This window comes from Parvibaculum sp. (genome assembly GCF_002684405.1).
Classification (GTDB): Bacteria; Pseudomonadota; Alphaproteobacteria; order Parvibaculales; family Parvibaculaceae; genus Parvibaculum.
Genome location: NZ_NYVD01000105.1, coordinates 1 through 14606 on the forward strand (window position 1 = coordinate 1; position 14606 = coordinate 14606).

The window sequence follows — 14606 nt, forward strand, 5'->3', positions numbered from 1 at the left end:
AATGTAGCCTCCATGGAGAAACTCCTTCCCGCCAATCAACGGGAAGCAAAATCAACCATCACTACAAAATGCGAAAGGTGGGAGAACGACACCGCTTACGTAGCTGGTCGTCTGAGACCAAATGTTATCGCTTGACGGGACGTCGTCGAGTTAGTCGCTTGGGACTTTCGCTAACGGTAAACTTACTCAAATCTTGTTCGCATTCTTGGAATCTTCAGTTCCGTCAACCGCAAGTATCGTCGGTTGCGGGCCCCCGCAACCACTGATACCGACACTCCCGAGGAAATCCCTCCGGGAGTGTTGTTTTTTGCAGCCTTTCCAATGCTTTGCCGTTCCGTCCATTCGAGGATGGTGCGCAATTCTCCATGCAGTGTCGCGTAGATTTCGCCGCGTTCCGGCCCTGGAGTGAGCACGATCTTCTCGATCAGCATCCGTAAGGTCTCGGCTGCTTCCTGACGTTCGGCGGGGCGATTCAAGGCCTTCGTTAGCGTCGCAACTTTCTTCGCGTAGATGGTCGCGGCCGTCGGAAGAAGGTCCGGCTTGTCTTCGGGCGCATCGGCCAAAAGCGCGGTCAATTCGGTCTTGCGGGCTTCCAGTCCCGTCATCTTCTCTTTCATCGACGGATGGTACATGCCGTCGGCAATGGCCTCGACGATCTGGGCGATCTGCTTCTCGATCTTTGTCAGTTCCACCTGCCAGGCATTTCCGTTCGAACGCCGCTCGCGGTTCAGCCGGTTCGTCTCTTCGGCATAGGCTCGCATCGCTTCCGCAGCGACTTCGGGCGCCATCATCCGGTCCTTCAGGCCAGAGAGGACGCGGTTCTCCAGGTCTTCGCGCGGAATAGTGCGGCTGTTGGTACAAGTGCCTTTGCTGATGTGGTTCGAGCAGGCAAAGCGGCCAGCGCCGCGCAGCGAGTAAGGACCCCCACAGCAGCCGCAGAAGACCAGACCGGACAGCAGAGACTGAGGCCGGCGCTTGCTATTGAGCTGGTTCTTCTTGTGGTGCTTGCGGACCGCCTCGGTGACGTTCGCGTATTTGTCAGCGATCACCGCCTGCCGATCGCGCACCGCTTGCCAAAGCGCATCATCGACAATCCGCAGTTCGGGCACCTCGCGGATCAGCCAGTCACTCTCCGGGTTGAGGCGCGAGACACGCTTGCCGGTGCTTGGGTCCTTGATGTAGCGCAGCCTGTTCCAGATCAGGCGGCCGATATAGAGCTCGTTATTTATGAGACCTGTTCCGCGCTTCACATGGCCACGGATCGTGGTGTCTCCCCACGCCTTGCCGTTAGGTCCCGGTATACCCTCTTCGTTCAGTGTGCGTGCGATCGTTCGCGGACCGATTCCTGATGCGAATTCGCGGAAGACGCGACGGATGATATTCGCCTCAGCCTCGTCGATCTCCCGGTCGCCTCGGATCGGTTCTCCTCGGGCATCGAGTTGCTTGACGACCTTGTAGCCATAGCAGAGCCCGCCACCGGACTTGCCTTCCTCCACGCGACCACGAAGGCCTCGATGTGTCTTGGCGGCGAGATCCTTGAGGAACAACGCATTCATCGTGCCCTTCAGGCCGACATGCAACTCGCTGATCTCGCCTTCCGCCAGCGTTACGATCGGTACGCCGGCGAACTTCAGATGCTTGAAGAAAGTCGCGACGTCGGCCTGGTCGCGGGAGATGCGATCCAGAGCTTCGGCCAGCACCATGTCGAATTGCCCGGCCTGGGCGTCCTGCAGCAGTGACTGGATGCCCGGACGCAAGATCATGCTCGCACCGGAGATGCCGGCATCCTTGTAGGTGCCGACAATCTTCCATTTCTCGCGCTTCGCCTGCTCTCGGCAGATACGGAACTGGTCCTCGATTGAGGCCTCCCGCTGATTGTCCGAGGAATAGCGAGCGTAGAGCGCGACGCGCATCATGTGAATCCTCTGGTCATGCAACTTTATCGAAGCGGCTCGGCCGGATCAGCACCTCGGCGGAAATCCCGAGTTGTTCATGTAAATGCCGGATCATATCGATGGACAAGCCACGCTTGCGATTGAGAACGTCGGCGACCCGGTTGCGGGGACCGATCATCGGTTCGAGGTCCTTGCGGGTGAGCCCCTGCTGCTCCATCCGAAACCGAATCGCCTCGATTGGATCGGGCGGATCCATCGGATAGTGCTTCGCCTCATAGACCTCTATCAGCGTCGCGAGCACGTCGAGGCGATCACCTTCCGGTGTGCCGCTCTTGGCGCCCCAAAGGCGTTCGACCTCTTCGAGTGCCGCATTGTAGTCCGCTTCAGAGCGGATAGGTCTCAGCTCAGTCGCCATGTCTCACCTCAGCTACGTCTATCCTGTCATATGCCTTGTGGGTGCCGATCCACTTGATCCAGACGATGCCCTTCTCGAAGTCGACGGCTGCCACCAAGCGGTAGTCGTTGCCCTTGATGTTGAAGACAATTCGCTCGGCGTTGACGATGCTTGCTGTGGCGTAGTGTCTCTTCACATCGGCGGAATTCGCCCACTCTGTCTTGCTGACTTCATCGAACCAGGCATCGAGCGCGGCTTTCACGGCCGCCTGATCCTTTTGCCCCGCGAGGCTTTCGACAAACTCCCGTAAGGTGCGGCGGGCAATGATCCTCATTTGAGCCTCTTTATAGCGCGGGACCATTATGGTCTCAAGGTCAAATATCGAAGCCCCGGCGGCGATCCTGCCGCCGGGGCAAATGCCTGTATGTGATGCAGCCTACGTAGGTTTGCCGCTCTTCTGCCGAAAGGCTTTCCGATCCCTAGAGTTCTGACGCTCGAACTGCTCGCGCGCAATCTGGCGACCGATCAGACGAGCGAGACGAAGCACAGGTTCGTCCAAAGGAAGGTGCGCGTCGGCAGACCCCACCTTGCCCGTGGAGTTGTGGTCTTTCGTAACCTTCCTTTCTCGCTGGGCTGCCATCACTCTCAGAATCCCGCCGACAATCGACGAGTTCATGAGAGAGCTTTCAATCAACCATGAAAAGTCCAACCTAGGCGAGGCGCAACAACCGGCGACTGTAGCGTGCAAATCGGCGGGACGAGTTACTAGCAATAGATCAGCCAAACAAAGCGTTGCCCTCCGAAGGCTGATGTCAAGGGGCAGGAGGACAAAGAGGAACTGAAAAGAGACAACAAGAACAAGGATTTGCGAGGCCCTCGTTCTTGTATTTCAACTCGCGAAAAGTTCACGTAAGCACTGCGTAAGCAGTTGCGACACGGTAAGAACCCATAGCTCAGCTGGATAGAGCGTCGCCCTCCGAAGGCGAAGGTCTCAGGTTCGAATCCTGATGGGTGCGCCATTTTTTTGATTAAATACAATAATTTACGCCATCGCCAATTGTCACTCCAACGTGCGGCGCGGAAAACGTCATCGCATTAGCCGGCGATGCCAAACGGTCGGCGAAGAATCCGACCGATGTTAGTGGAGTTGCCAAGCAGGTGAATTTGACCGCGGGGATATGCAGCGGTTTTTGCTCGCTGTTTTGGTCAAATGCATGATCACCGATATTCTCGAGCGAAACTCACCTACTTGCCTCGCGAGGCGATTCCCCACGAAGCGCTTCGGTATCAGGGCAATATGCTGACCAAGGTATCAACGCTGCCCAGAGGCGCACGGCACCCGACTACCATTGTGACGCGAGGAATGCGGCTGGCCCGCGCTGCGAGCTCGGCCTGGTGAAGATTGCCTGGCGACGACAACTAATAGTCTTCGGCGCCGTTGGACTGCCCCTGGATTGGCAGACAAGTCCCAGCCTCACGCCGCGGCGCTTTCGAACGCCTCGGGACTGACGCCGCCTTTGCACCTCGCGATCGGTTGTCCACTCATGCGCGATCGCACAATGCGTTTGGCCTGCTGTTTGTCCTCGGATTACCGGTGGTATCGATCCTTCTCGGCATTGCCACCTTCGGTGAAGGCCGGCTTGGCTCATCGGCGCTTGGCCTCTTGGTGGTGGTCTGGGTGAGCCTGATCGCATACCTCGTCATGGCCGCCCGCTGGCGAAAGGAAGGGCCAGCGCCAGGGCCAGACATGCCCGTCGGCATTCCCAACCGAATTTTTGCGGCTGCCCTCGTCGCATGGACTGTCGGCATTGCTTTGGCGGCGCGGCCGATTATTACTGTGTAAACGACGGGTATCCCGCACTCACGCGGCATGCAGTGTGGCGACGCGAAAACGTGACATCGCTCCCTACAAATTCGTTTGAGAGATAAGCCATGTCGACCGTAACCTTTGCCAGAAGCATCCTGCGCCTTCTCCTTCTCATCAACTGTATCGCTGCCGGTGCTGCTGCAGTGGTTCTGGTGGTTGCACCGGGTGCAATCCCCGCCATTGTCGGCATTTCGATTACTCCGTCCGCAAACCTACTTGCCTATCTACTCGCGGCGGCCGAGCTTGCCATAGCCTGCCTATGCGTCCTTGCAATCCGATCGGGGCAAAGGGAGACCGATCTCCAGGCCGTCACAGTGCTGGTCGTGTTCCACGTCACCTCGGCCGCAGCCGGCCTGATGGTGGTGTGGTCCGGTGAGAGCGCCCTGGTCTTGTGGAATGTAGTCGCTCGCGCGGTGATCGTCGTGGCCCTGACGTGGAGTGCACGCGTTGCGCTGGCCAGGTAGCGGAGTAACTTGCGGTAGGAAATAGGTTTTCAAGACTATGGAAATACAACTGATCCGGAACGCAACACTGAGACTGCGATTCAGCGATCAAACATTGCTCATCGACCCATGGTTGGCGCCCAAAGGCGAGGGAAAGAGCTATGCTGGGCGCCAACGGTCACCCTTGTCGGATCTGCCCCTGCCACCTCAAGAGATCGTGGGAGACGTGGACGCGGTGGTCATCTCCCACTTGCATTCGGACCATTTCGATTCTCATGCGAGGTCGGTGCTGCCGCGAAAAATTCCGATCCTGTGCGCGGCTCGCGATGCGTCGGCAATCCGGGCATATGGATTTCAAGAAGTGAGAGCAGTCGAAACTGATGTCATTCTTGGGTCAGTTCGAATCAAGCTGACAGGCGGCCGGCATGGACCGGATGAAGTGTTGGAGGAAATGGGAGACGTTTCCGGCTTTCTTTTCCAAGCGACAGATGAACCGACATTGTATTGGGCAGGCGACACAATCTTGTGTGAAGAAGTATCTCAAGAAATAGAGGATTCTTCTCCCGAAGTGATCGTGGTTCACGCTTGCGGCGCTCAGTGGAAGGGGGTGGGACCGCTGGTTATGAACGAGAATATGGTCGAGACGATCTTATCCATCGCTCCTGGGGCCCAGATAGTTGCTACACATCTGGATTCGGTAGATCACGCGACCACCAGCCGCTCATCACTCAAAGCGCATTTTTCGGCAGATGTCAGGGCGAGCAAGCGGCTTCATATCCCAGAGGACGGCGAGACAATTTCATTCCTGCTCTAAGGCCGAAGTTGTGGAACGACGGCGTCTTGAGCTCCGTGTTTGGTGGCGACCAACCGGATGAGCAGCTTCGCCTTTGCCGAACGCAGTATCATGCTATCGTCAGTCAAGCTCGTGAGCGGCACTTTCGGCATTGAGCTCATCACGACCCTCTGCCGAATTCTGCCACGATAATTCTTGCCGTAAAGCATCCCTGAACAGCCCGATCGGACGTTCCAAGCGGCCGGCCGGCGACCGGTATACGAGCCAGGCGTTTAGACGCAGCTCGAAATCAGGTGCTTCGACGCGCTCGACTAAGCCCAGCCAGCTACTTTTCTCGAGAGCATCAGGGGTGACCATTGTGATGCCCAGTTCCCGCGCCGCCAGCGAAAGTCTGAGTTCCATGCTGGCTGCCTCGACGCTGATCCGGAACGGGAGCCGAGCACGTTCAAAGCGCCGCCGTATGGATTCCCGACAGCCGCAGCCCAACTCGTTCATCACCCAGGGCAACCGCGAAAGATCCTGGATTTGAGCGGGCCGAGGGACATTCAGGCCCGATGCAGCAACGAGTACAAAGTGTTGCGGTCCGAGTTCTTCGCCTTCCAAGTCCTGGGGTAATTCGGCACCGTCTTCAAGCACGATTGCCGCAGCATCCAACTCGCTGCGCGCGACTTGTTCTATCAGCCGCGGGGACCACCCTGCGCTCACTTGGACCGCAAGCTCTGGAAATGCATTTCGCAAACCATCGATGGGCGCGCTGAGTGCGGCTTCGGCGAGATAGTGCATGACGCCTAGGCGGAACTCGCCGCGCAACTCGCTGCCCGGTGAAATTCCGGCCTTCAATTCCTCGATCGAGTGCAAGACCCGTCGCGCATTCTCATAGACGCCGCGTCCTGTCGAAGTCGGCTTCAGCGGCTTCGAGTGGCGATTGAGGAGTTCCGAACCAAGCCGGTCTTCAAGGTTTTGTACGCGACGCGTTACCGCTGATTGAGTCAAGTTCAGGCGCGCCGAGGCGGCGATGATGGAACCTGTTTCGACGACCGCGACGAATGCCTCCAGGTCGGGAATGTTCATGCTGGACTCGCATAATGATAATCTCGCATATTCATTTGTAGCAAATTGCGTATTGAGAATAAAGTATGAGAGAGAATCCACACTTGAGAGCGGGCCGCGACAACGGACAGAGCACAACCCGAAGGCTCAGCAGGACAGACTCAATCGCCGACTGAACTGATTTAGGCAGGAATGAATAATGAGTGCGACGACAAGGCCCGATCATCGACAGGGAGTTGAAGCGCAAACGGGTTCCGGGTTGTCCGGAGGACTCGTGCTTATGTTGGCTGTCACAGTGGGAGCCGCCGTTGCCAACAGGTTCTATATCGAGCCGCTTCTGCGTCTGGTGGCAGACACCCTGCACACTTCTACTGTGGCTTCCGGCCTTCTCGTTACCTTCGCGCAGGTTGGGTATGTGATCGGCCTGGTTCTGGTCGTGCCCCTCGGAGATCTGTTCGAACGGCGTCGGCTCGTCGGGGTCATGCTTCTGATAGCCGCGCTGGCTGCGATCGCGTGCGCTGCTGCGCCAAATCTGCCGGTATTGGCTGTAGCGATTTTCTCGCTAAGCCTGCTGTCGGTGGCAGCGCAGATACTGATCCCGCTTGCCGCGACCATGGCCGCACCAGAAAATCGGGGCCGCGTGGTCGGCACCGTCACCAGCGGTCTTTTGATTGGGGTGTTGCTCGCTCGTACGGCGAGCGGCATTGCCGCGGGCTTCGGTGGTTTTCGGCTTATTTTCGCCTGCGCTGCCGCCGCGATGTTCATCCTCGCGATCCTGCTGTGGCTGAAACTGCCACCCAACCCACCATCGGAAAGAGAAAGCTACCCGGCGCTCCTTCGCTCAACTTGGGCGCTTGTCGCAGAAGAACCGGTTTTGCGGCAACGCATGGCGCTCGCATTTATTCAGATGGCCGGGTTTACCGTGCTATGGACGCCGAGTGCATTTCTTCTCGCGGGTGCGCCATATCACTACGATACGACCGTGATAGGACTTTTTGGGCTTGTCGGAGTTGCTGGCGCGCTTGCAGCGCCCTTCGCCGGGCGTCTGGGAGACCAGGGTCATGGTAGGCTGACCGTGACAGGTGCGCTGATAGCAATGCTCTTGAGCTGGGGGCTTTTGGCACTCGGAACGTGGTCCCTCATTGCATTGGTTTCCGGAATAGCGTTGCTGGATATGGCTTTCCAAGGCGCCCACATAAACCATCAACGAACGATTTATGCTCTGCGCCCGGATGCACGCAGTCGACTCAACACGGCCTACATGGTGGCTTTTTTCTTTGGGGGAGTGTTCGGCGCGTCGTTCGCCATTTTCACCTATGACTCTTTCGGGTGGATCGGTGATTGTGTTCTAGGAGCCGTGCTTGCGCTTCTAGCGCTGCTGTTCTGGGCAGCAACCTGGAAAGTCGGACTGGTGGAGAAGCAGAAAGACACCCCAATCACGCGGCCCGGTCGGAATTGAGCTGGCGGTGCGCTCTCCCATCGGTCTCGGCAAGTTCAGATATGTGTTAGCCGTTGCAGATTTCGGTAGCTTTCGACGTGCCGCTGGCGCTCTGGGAGTTCGGCAATCCAGCGTCAGCCGCGCAGTTCAGCAGTTCGAGGACGAGCTTGGCGTCTCGCTGTTCGAGCGACGAACGTCCGGTGCTCATCCAACCGATGCAGGACGACGCCTGCTATATGAAGCGCGACCGGCACTTGAGCAACTTGAGCTGGCCTGCAAGATTGCGGCCGCCGCTGGGCGGGCGGAGCTCGGCATCATTCGTGTTGGAATCCTTACATCGCTTGCCGGCGGCTTTCTGCGGGAAATGTTGCGGTACTATGCCATGCGACACCCCGATATACTGATCGACGTTCAGGATGGCGGCCCGGATGAGCATGTCTCCGCGATCAGAAAGCGCAGTCTGGATATAGCGTTTGTCACGGGTAATCGCTCTGTCACGGACTGCGAGATAGCATTGCTTTGGGAAGAGCGTTCTTACATCGCCATTCCGAAGGATCATATGCTGGCCGGCAAACATCGACTCGACTGGCCTGATCTGCGAAACGAACGTTTCATAGTCAGCCGTTTTGCGCCGGGACCCGAAATACACGAACAAATCTTTCGTCGGGCCGCCGTTCATGGCACGTACCCGGAGGTTCTCTATAAAGCCGTAGGGCAAGAAACGTTGATGAACCTCGTCGGTCTTGGGCAAGGAATCACTTTGGTATCCGCCGCCTGGATCAATGTGAAACTCCCAGATCTCGTGCTGCGTCCGTTGATCGATCCGGCCGACATCGTTTCGTTCAGCGCCGTCTGGTCTCACCAGAACGACAATCCCGCGCTACGCCGGTTCATCAGTGTCGCGCACACGCTCGCCGGACGCGTCCGCCGTGGCGCCTCCGACTGGGCGCCAGAAGCCAAGGGGCTCACTCGGCTCGGGAGCGAGCCTTCCGTAGCCGGACGAATGCCCGGTCCGTTGCCATGAATCGCTGAATCATAGGAGCGATCAAGCGCGCTGGGTCCGGTGCCGCCTGTCCGGTCTCACGCGCCATCACGGCGGCGTAATCAAGCAGGTCGCGGTGAACGTCAGGCGGGGGCTCCACACTCAGCTTGACGGGCTTGTCGTCCGGCACGAACGAGAGCTTCAGCTTGCTTGTCATAGCTCACCCTCCATAGGGTTCGAGGACGAGATCTCGCGTGACGATCACACGCACCGGGAATCCGGGCCGGATTGTCAGCGTCGGAGCAACCTGTAACTGGCGCTGGACGATCTGCTGGCCGGCGTCGTTGATCGTGTCCTGCGCGCCATTGCGGATCGCCTGGATCAGGCGCTCATCGTCATCCATGGTGAGTTCAGCCCCGACAGCCAGTAGCGTCGAAAGGCCGGCGGCCTTGGCCAGATCCCACCAGTGGTAGTCGACTCCATCCTCGAGCCCGGCATAGCCCTGCGTGTCGGCGCCGGGCTGGCGTTCGAGAACGATGGAGCGGCCGCTGGGGAAGATCAGTCGGTTCCAGACGAGGAGCACGCGGCGATCGCCGAAACCCACGTCATTGCTGTATTCACCGATGATGCGCGTGCCCTGCGGGATCAGCACCATGCTGCCAGTGGGACTGTCGTAGACCTGCTGGGTGACTTGTGCGGTGATCTGACCGGGAAGGTCCGACCGGATGCCTGTAATCAGCGCCGCCGGAATGACGGACCCGGCCTGCAGCACAAAGGGCGAGGCCGGTGGCATGACGCGGTCGAGCGCCATGGTGCGCCGGTCAACCGGGGCGTTGAGGAAGGCGAGATCGTTGTTCTGCGCAGCGCCCGGCTGATTGTCGAGATTGAGCCCAGCAAGGTTTGGTGCCGAGGTTTCCCGCGTCGCGCCTGGTGCGGTCTGGAAGAATAGCCGGCTGGTGCGCGCGGCTTCTTTCTCGGCCAAGCGGCGCTGTTCCTCCGGATCAACGCCGGGCGCGTTGATCACTGACGGCGGGACGGGCCGTCCGCGCTCCCGTGCATCGAGGATCGGACGGCCGAGATCGCCGGGAAGTGGGGGACCAAGCACCGGACCAGTGTAGTCGCTGGGCAGGTCGTTCAATCCATCGGCGGTATTACGGTTCTCGGTCGAATAAAGTTCGTCGCTGCCAGCTCCATTGTCGGATGTCTGAAGCGCGTAGATCAGGGCGCCACCGACACCGAGCGCTCCGACCAGACCGAGGCTCGCGAGGACCCGGCGCGAGAGCCGCGTGACGCGCGGCGGGCTTCCCCGGAGCCGCATGGGTTTAGCCGTGTCGGCAGCCGGCGCGTCGAGCGGTACATTGTCCTCTCTGTCGTTGTCGATGTCGCTCATGTTCCTTGCCCTCCGCTTGGGCTCCGGGCGTTCCTCACATGAGAAGCTCCACCGGAGCTTCTCATCCCCTCACGGGGACCGCTCCTCACCCCATCGGTACGTACGACCCTGACCATCTGCTGGCGATCGCCGCTGCCAAGCCGTAGCTCGGCCGCCGCGAAGATGCGGTCCACGATCAGGATGTTTCGGTAGATGCGGCTATTGACGATTTCCGGCTCGCCATCCGAGCCAAGGACGAACACCGGCGGCATCTCGCCCTGCACGATTCCGGCGGGGAAGACGATATAGACACGTCTTCCATCGTCGAAGACCGAGACCGGACGCCAAGGCGGGCTGTCGCCCTGTAGTCCGTACCGGTAGTGGCGGGCCGACGCGATTGGGATCCTCGGTGATGTAGGCGTTGCGCGTTGCGGGGCCGGAGGCTGCGGATAGGCCCAGGCGACGGCGGGCATGTAAGGATCGTCGCGCGATCGCAGCTCGATCATGTAGGTGCGCCGGTCTGTGGTGATGACGAGATTGGTGACGATGTCGGGCCGCGTCGGCTTGACAAGGATATGGACGCGGCGCGACATTCCCGAACCGCTCTCCGTATCGCCGATGATCCAGCGGGCGGTATCACCCGCCGCGATCGGGCCGGCCCCGGTCAATGTCTCGCCCGGCTCGAGTGCGATGTTGGTGATCTGGCCCGGTGCGGCATAGACTTGATACAGCGCCCCCTCGCTCCAGGGGTAGATCTGGATCGCATTGTAGTAGCCTTCCCGGCGAGGCTCGACCCGGGCGGCCACATTGGCATTCTCGACCTGTCCCGTCGGTGTGGGCGATGCCTGTCCACCTCGCGCGACCGTCCAGGCCGGCGGCGTGTGAAGCGGTCGCGGCCGTTCCTCGGCCGCGGGCCGTTCGACTCTCGGCAGCGGCGGCACGCTGTCGTCGTAATTGATCTCCGGCGGACGATAGGTGGCGCATCCGGCAAGCGCCGACGCGGAAATCAGTGCAAGCATGGTTGCGGATTTACGGAAAACCGGGAACGCGGGTCTGCGGATAACTACGCTCATTGGCCCATCTCCCGCGACCAGTTGATGGCGTTGACGTAGATCCCGAGCGGGTTGGCGCGTAGCCTTTCGGCGTCGCGCGGCGGCTGGATGACGATGGTCAGGATTGCGGTCCATCTCTCTGTCGTGGACAGCTGACCGTTCTCGTAGTGGCGCTCCGTCCAGGCGACGCGGAAGGAGTTCGGCGAAGCGCGAATGACGCTGGAAACCTCCACCGCGATCTGCTGACGCCCGACCCGTGTGAACGGATCGTTGGCGCGGGCATAGTCGTTGAGCGCCAACGCGCCGCGATCGGTGGTGAACTCGTAAGCGCGCAGCCAGTTCTGGCGCACGATGATCGCGTCGGCCGGGATCGCGCGCACCTGCTCGATGAAGCGCGCCAAATGGAAGGCGATCTGCGGATCGCTCGGCTCGAAGCTGGCGTCCGCCGGTCCGACGGTATGCGCCTCGCCGAGATTGTCGACCTCGACGACCCACGGCACGACATTGCCGGTCGTGGACTGCCAGACCAGGGCGCTTGCGAAGCCGCCGGACAAGATCAGGCAGCCGAACGCCATCAGACGCCAGTTGCGGGCCTGCACGCGGGCCGAGCCGATGCGCTCGTCCCAGACCTGGGCCGCGCGTTGGTATGGCGTCTCTGGTTCAGGGGTTTTGCCGTAGTGGGTGGTGGATCGTTTGAAGAAGCTCATGAGCGATTCCCCTCAGAAAGATTGACAGAACTGGCGCCGCCGTGGCTGTCGCCTGAACGCACCGCATGCGCGGCGGCCTGGACGCCGTGAGAGAGACGCTGCGAGCGCTTCATGCGCTTCGCCCAGTCAGGCGCACCGTCCGTTGGTGCGGATGGAGCTACAGTGGATCCGGCTGTGCTGGCGGCGCCGCCCAGGCTTCCTCCTGTGGTCTCGAACGCCGACCGGGCGCCCGACTGGAAACTCTGTTTCATGCTGCCGGACGCCTTTGACGCGGCACTCCGCAATGGCGATGTGGCGGCCCTCGCGCCTGTGCTCGCCACCACACCGAGACCGGAGGCGACGCCGGCGGCGCCGGACTGACCGGTCGATCCGAGGCTGTAGGCCGTTGCCGCTCCACCTGCGGCAGCGGCACCGCCGCGCGCGGCGGCCGCCGTACCGGAGAGCGCCATGCCGCCACCTCTGGCGGCGAGACCTGCAGCACCGGCGCCAGCCAGGGCAGCGCCACCCACGGCAAGCCCGGTACCGACGGCGGCGCCCGCTCCAAGCTGCGGGCCGCCGGAGACGATGCCGTTGGCGATACCCGGCCCGAAGATGCCGAGGCCGAGCAGTGACAGTGCCGCGAGCACCACGGCCATCGCCTCATCGATTGTGGGGGTAACGCCGCCGAAGCCGGCGGTGAACTGCGAGAACAGCGTCGAGCCGATGCCGATGATGACGGCCAGCACCAGCACCTTGATTCCGGACGAGATCACGTTGCCGAGCACCCGCTCGGCCATGAAGGCGGTCTTGCCGAAGAGGCCGAAGGGGATGAGGACGAAGCCGGCGAGCGTCGTCAGCTTGAACTCGATCAGGGTGATGAAGAGCTGGATCGACAGGATGAAGAAAGCGAGCAGAACCAGCGCCCAGGCGAAGAGCAGGCACGCGATCTGGATGAAGTTCTCGAAGAAGGCGACCCAGCCCATCAGGTCCGAAATGGATTCGAGCAGTGGCCGCGCCGCATCGAGCCCGGTCTGGGCGACACGGCCTGGCCGCATCAGATCGGCCGCGGTGAAGCCGGTGCCCGAGGCCATCAGGCCAAGTCCGGCGAAGCTCTCGAAGACGATGCGGGCGAGATTGTTCCAGTTGCCGATGATATAGGCAAAGACGCCGACGAAGAGCGTCTTCTTGACGAGCCGTGCGACGATGTCGTCGTCGGCGCCCCAGGACCAGAAGAGCGCGGCGAGCGTCACGTCGATGACGATCAACGTGGTGGCGATGAAGGCGACCTCCCCGCCGAGCAGACCGAAACCGCTGTCGATATAGCTGGTGAAGACCCCCAGGAAATTGTCGATGACGCCGGTGCCGCCCATTGAACTTTATTCCTCGTCTCGGGATGCGGTGCCGGACGGTACACGGCCAAGGAAACGGTCGCGGGCCTCGGCCCAGACCGCGAGGCACTCGGCGTCGCGAACGGCCGCCTCACCGAGTTGCTGGCAGCGGCGCTGTTCCGCCCGCAACGGATCGACGGAGGGCGCAAACGCTGGCGCGGGTGCCGGTCGTGCGGGTTCGTCTTCCCGCGTCAACTCGATCACTGTCGCCGTCATGGCAAAGGCGACGAAGACGATTGCCCCGATCCGCGCCAGCGTCTTCCCCTCCATCGCTGCCTCCTTTCCGGCCGTCGGCCGTGTCAGTTGCCACCTCTGTTGAACATCTGCGCGTTGCCGGGCTGGTAACCGCTGCCGGGCGTCAGGAAGCGCCCGCGCTGCACACGTCCCTGTTCGGCCGCGGCAGCGCGTTCGGCGTCGGTCAGCGCTTGGGCGCGGCCATTGGCTGCAATGACGGCCGTGAGGTCGGATAATTGCTGGGCTTGGAGTGCGAGGAGCTGATTGCCGGCCTGGGTCGCCTGCAGGGCGCCGGAGGCGCCCTGGCTTCGATCGACCAGCGCTTCCATCTGGGCGCGGTTGGTTTCGATATTGCCGACGACCCCGGCCTGGACGCGCATGGCGTCCTGCAGGCCGCCAACAGTGTTTTCCCAGCGTGAGCGGGCATCGGCGACGAGTTGCTGCTCGGAAGCGCTCAGGTCGATATTGGCGTATTTCTGCTGGAAGGCCTGGTCGATCTGCTGAACGTCGAAGGCGATGTTCTGGGCCTGCTGCAGAAGGGATTGCGTGCGGCCAACCGCCTGCTGGAGTTGCTGCAACGAGGAATGCGGCAGGCTCGCGAGGTTGCGGGCCTGGTTGATGAGCATCTGCGCCTGGTTCTGCAACGAGGTGATCTGGTTGTTGATCTGCTCGAGGGCGCGCGCCGCCTGCAGGACGTTCTGCGCATAGTTGGTGGGGTCATAGACGATCCATGCCGCCGAGGCTGGCGGCGCCAGCACCATCGGCGGCACCGCGACCGGTGCAGCGATGAGCGCGGCGGCAAAGCGGACCGCCTGCGTACGGGGTTTACGTGTCTTCATGGTGAGTCTCCTCTTCGGCTTGGGGAATGAGATTGCTGAGGTCGGGAATGAGGTCGGCTGCCCAGTCGGCGCCGCGCTCGCGCAGCCAGCCGGCGAGGAAGTCTGTGCGGCCATGTTCGGAGAGGATGCGGGCGATGGCAGTCTGATCGGTCTTGGCGGAGGTGGCGCAGAGCGCC

17 protein-coding genes are annotated in these 14606 nt (G+C 61.1%); 5 read left to right on the forward strand and 12 right to left on the reverse strand.

From position 1 onward, the window contains the following. Positions 1-182 precede the first annotated feature (182 nt). From CMI59_RS09515 to CMI59_RS09525, 3 genes are read right to left on the reverse strand one after another with little or no spacing between them, the layout of a single operon-like run. Positions 183-1916, reverse strand: a complete 1734-nt coding sequence (locus tag CMI59_RS09515; RefSeq protein WP_293327718.1) for a recombinase family protein — start codon at positions 1914-1916, stop codon at positions 183-185. A 13-nt stretch (positions 1917-1929) separates the two neighbouring features. After that, entirely contained in the window at positions 1930-2310 is a 381-nt protein-coding gene (locus tag CMI59_RS09520; RefSeq protein WP_293327721.1) for a transcriptional regulator, read from the reverse strand. Then, positions 2300-2623: a type II toxin-antitoxin system HigB family toxin gene (locus tag CMI59_RS09525; protein ID WP_293327724.1), complete on the reverse strand. Its 324-nt coding sequence runs from the start codon at positions 2621-2623 to the stop codon at positions 2300-2302. Before CMI59_RS09525 ends, CMI59_RS09520 begins: the two co-directional genes overlap by 11 nt. A 1104-nt stretch (positions 2624-3727) precedes the next feature. Between CMI59_RS09525 and CMI59_RS09530 the strand changes: the two genes are divergently transcribed. The 3 genes from CMI59_RS09530 (at position 3728) to CMI59_RS09540 (ending at position 5413) form a co-directional block, all read left to right on the forward strand. After that, a complete protein-coding gene (locus tag CMI59_RS09530) occupies positions 3728-4132 on the forward strand; it encodes a DUF998 domain-containing protein (RefSeq protein ID WP_293327727.1) in 405 nt (134 codons plus the stop codon). 89 nt (positions 4133-4221) lie between these two features. Further along, a complete protein-coding gene (locus tag CMI59_RS09535; protein WP_293327730.1) occupies positions 4222-4620 on the forward strand; it encodes a hypothetical protein in 399 nt (132 codons plus the stop codon). Positions 4621-4657: 37 nt separating this feature from the next. Continuing rightward, positions 4658-5413, forward strand: coding sequence for an MBL fold metallo-hydrolase (locus CMI59_RS09540; protein ID WP_293327733.1), 756 nt, complete (start codon positions 4658-4660; stop codon positions 5411-5413). Between the two features lie 99 nt (positions 5414-5512). Here the strand turns inward: CMI59_RS09540 and CMI59_RS09545 are convergent, their stop codons facing one another. Further along, complete coding sequence (locus CMI59_RS09545) at positions 5513-6463, reverse strand: LysR family transcriptional regulator (RefSeq protein ID WP_293327736.1); 951 nt, start codon at positions 6461-6463, stop codon at positions 5513-5515. 178 nt (positions 6464-6641) lie between these two features. Here CMI59_RS09545 and CMI59_RS09550 point away from each other — a divergent pair, with 178 nt between their 5' ends. Both CMI59_RS09550 and CMI59_RS09555 read left to right on the forward strand, forming a co-directional pair. Continuing rightward, entirely contained in the window at positions 6642-7901 is a 1260-nt protein-coding gene (locus CMI59_RS09550) for an MFS transporter (RefSeq protein ID WP_293327738.1), read from the forward strand. A gap of 7 nt (positions 7902-7908) precedes the next feature. Further along, positions 7909-8904, forward strand: a complete 996-nt coding sequence (locus CMI59_RS09555; RefSeq protein WP_293327741.1) for a LysR family transcriptional regulator — start codon at positions 7909-7911, stop codon at positions 8902-8904. Here CMI59_RS09555 and CMI59_RS09560 read toward each other — a convergent pair. The 8 genes from CMI59_RS09560 to CMI59_RS09595 all read right to left on the reverse strand — a co-directional run. Then, on the reverse strand, positions 8846-9079 hold the full coding sequence (locus CMI59_RS09560; protein ID WP_293327743.1) for a DUF2274 domain-containing protein: 234 nt from the start codon (positions 9077-9079) through the stop codon (positions 8846-8848). The genes CMI59_RS09555 and CMI59_RS09560 overlap by 59 nt on opposite strands. A gap of 3 nt (positions 9080-9082) precedes the next feature. After that, positions 9083-10252 (reverse strand): TrbI/VirB10 family protein, encoded by a 1170-nt coding sequence (locus CMI59_RS09565; RefSeq protein ID WP_293327746.1) that lies wholly within the window; start codon positions 10250-10252, stop codon positions 9083-9085. Further along, positions 10249-11304 (reverse strand): P-type conjugative transfer protein TrbG, encoded by a 1056-nt coding sequence (gene trbG / locus CMI59_RS09570; protein WP_293327748.1) that lies wholly within the window; start codon positions 11302-11304, stop codon positions 10249-10251. Before trbG ends, CMI59_RS09565 begins: the two co-directional genes overlap by 4 nt. Beyond that, positions 11301-11990: a conjugal transfer protein TrbF gene (trbF, locus tag CMI59_RS09575; protein ID WP_293327750.1), complete on the reverse strand. Its 690-nt coding sequence runs from the start codon at positions 11988-11990 to the stop codon at positions 11301-11303. The genes trbG and trbF overlap by 4 nt, the downstream gene beginning before the upstream one ends. Further along, a complete protein-coding gene (gene trbL / locus CMI59_RS09580; protein WP_293327754.1) occupies positions 11987-13339 on the reverse strand; it encodes a P-type conjugative transfer protein TrbL in 1353 nt (450 codons plus the stop codon). The genes trbF and trbL overlap by 4 nt, the downstream gene beginning before the upstream one ends. A gap of 6 nt (positions 13340-13345) precedes the next feature. Beyond that, the gene (trbK-alt, locus tag CMI59_RS09585; protein WP_293327757.1) at positions 13346-13627 is read right to left on the reverse strand and encodes a putative entry exclusion protein TrbK-alt; all 282 of its coding nucleotides are present in this window, start codon (positions 13625-13627) and stop codon (positions 13346-13348) included. 29 nt (positions 13628-13656) lie between these two features. Beyond that, the gene (gene trbJ / locus CMI59_RS09590; protein WP_293327759.1) at positions 13657-14430 is read right to left on the reverse strand and encodes a P-type conjugative transfer protein TrbJ; all 774 of its coding nucleotides are present in this window, start codon (positions 14428-14430) and stop codon (positions 13657-13659) included. Continuing rightward, on the reverse strand, positions 14417-14606 hold a 190-nt coding region (locus CMI59_RS09595), incomplete at its 5' end, for a hypothetical protein (RefSeq protein ID WP_293327762.1). The genes CMI59_RS09595 and trbJ, both read right to left, overlap by 14 nt.

Bases quoted from the DNA above. Each gene is read 5' to 3' on its own strand.
- CMI59_RS09520 (WP_293327721.1), bottom strand. From the start codon at position 2,310: ATGGCGACTGAGCTGAGACCTATCCGCTCTGAAGCGGACTACAATGCG.
- CMI59_RS09545 (WP_293327736.1), bottom strand. From the start codon at position 6,463: ATGAACATTCCCGACCTGGAGGCATTCGTCGCGGTCGTCGAAACAGGT.
- trbF (WP_293327750.1), bottom strand. From the start codon at position 11,990: ATGAGCTTCTTCAAACGATCCACCACCCACTACGGCAAAACCCCTGAA.
- CMI59_RS09535 (WP_293327730.1), top strand. From the start codon at position 4,222: ATGTCGACCGTAACCTTTGCCAGAAGCATCCTGCGCCTTCTCCTTCTC.
- CMI59_RS09515 (WP_293327718.1), bottom strand. From the start codon at position 1,916: ATGATGCGCGTCGCGCTCTACGCTCGCTATTCCTCGGACAATCAGCGG.
- trbJ (WP_293327759.1), bottom strand. From the start codon at position 14,430: ATGAAGACACGTAAACCCCGTACGCAGGCGGTCCGCTTTGCCGCCGCG.
- trbG (WP_293327748.1), bottom strand. From the start codon at position 11,304: ATGAGCGTAGTTATCCGCAGACCCGCGTTCCCGGTTTTCCGTAAATCC.
- CMI59_RS09560 (WP_293327743.1), bottom strand. From the start codon at position 9,079: ATGACAAGCAAGCTGAAGCTCTCGTTCGTGCCGGACGACAAGCCCGTC.
- trbK-alt (WP_293327757.1), bottom strand. From the start codon at position 13,627: ATGGAGGGGAAGACGCTGGCGCGGATCGGGGCAATCGTCTTCGTCGCC.
- CMI59_RS09525 (WP_293327724.1), bottom strand. From the start codon at position 2,623: ATGAGGATCATTGCCCGCCGCACCTTACGGGAGTTTGTCGAAAGCCTC.
- CMI59_RS09540 (WP_293327733.1), top strand. From the start codon at position 4,658: ATGGAAATACAACTGATCCGGAACGCAACACTGAGACTGCGATTCAGC.
- trbL (WP_293327754.1), bottom strand. From the start codon at position 13,339: ATGGGCGGCACCGGCGTCATCGACAATTTCCTGGGGGTCTTCACCAGC.
- CMI59_RS09550 (WP_293327738.1), top strand. From the start codon at position 6,642: ATGAGTGCGACGACAAGGCCCGATCATCGACAGGGAGTTGAAGCGCAA.
- CMI59_RS09565 (WP_293327746.1), bottom strand. From the start codon at position 10,252: ATGAGCGACATCGACAACGACAGAGAGGACAATGTACCGCTCGACGCG.